At 40.2% G+C, this 1079-nt stretch carries 1 protein-coding gene; it reads left to right on the top strand.

From position 1 onward, the window contains the following. A partial coding sequence (locus TY19_RS11580) for a BTB/POZ domain-containing protein (RefSeq protein WP_338140282.1) occupies window positions 1-1079 on the top strand: 1079 nt, incomplete at both ends.

The following is a 1079-nucleotide window of genomic DNA, read 5'->3' as shown; positions in this document are numbered from 1 at the left end:
GCTCTTTCACCTTCATCTGATGAAATTCAACTAAGCTTTCAAGAGGGAACTTCTCTGACTATTTCTCATGCTCAGCTAGCTTTGTTAAGGGACAAATCGCCTTATTTTAAGAATCTGTGGTCGGGGCAATTTCAAGAAACCCTGCAACATCCTCTGGCTTTAACAAAAAAAAACTTTACGCTTTTGCTCAATTGCCTGATGGACGCTAACTTTAAAGTTTCTTTGGAAGAGATTACTTCTGCCATTCAACTCGCCGATTATTATGGACTAATAGAAGTGATGAAAAATTTAGAAGCAAAGCTGATAGATGGATATAGATCCCAGAGATTCGAACCATTTAGTTCCACTGAAAAGAGTTTAATCGGTTTAAAAAAACTTTTAAATTTCGCACATCGCTGTCAATTAAATACATTGAAGGATTATTTAGAATTCACCGTTGTAAGCGCCTTATTAAACCAAACTGTTCAATTAGCGGAGTTTGAAAGAATCATAAATCATTTTTCAGATGAGATAAAAACTCTTGATTTTTCAAATCAGGCTTATTTAACAGATGCCCATCTCTTAGCATTAAAAGATTGTGAAAATCTAAAAGTGCTTCATTTAGAGGCATGTCTAGCTATTACGGACGCTGGAATAGCCCATTTGACACCCTTAACGGCTTTACGGCATCTCAATCTAAGCTCGTGCAGCAATCTCACGGATGATGGATTAGCCCATTTGACGCCCTTAACGGCTTTACAGCATCTAGATCTAAGATCGTGCAGCAATCTCACGGATGGTGGATTAGCCCATTTGACACCTTTAGTGGGTTTGCAGCAACTAGATTTAAGCGGATGGGAATATCTCACCGATGCCGGATTAGCCCATTTGACACCTTTAACGAGTTTGCAGCATCTAGATCTAAGCGAATGCGGGCGTCTCACTGATGCAGGATTAGCGCATTTAACGCCCTTAACGGCTTTGCTGCATCTAGATTTAAGCGGATGTGGATATCTCTCCGATGATGGATTAGCGCATTTAACACCTTTAACGAGTTTGCAGCATCTAGATCTAAGCGAATGCGGGCGTCTCACTGATGC

The sequence above is a fragment of the Candidatus Protochlamydia sp. R18 genome (genome assembly GCF_000648255.1).
GTDB classification, from domain to species: domain Bacteria; phylum Chlamydiota; class Chlamydiia; order Chlamydiales; family Parachlamydiaceae; genus Protochlamydia; species Protochlamydia amoebophila.
The sequence above is the reverse complement of the archived record's forward strand: the minus strand, read 5'-3'. Positions and strand labels throughout refer to the sequence as shown.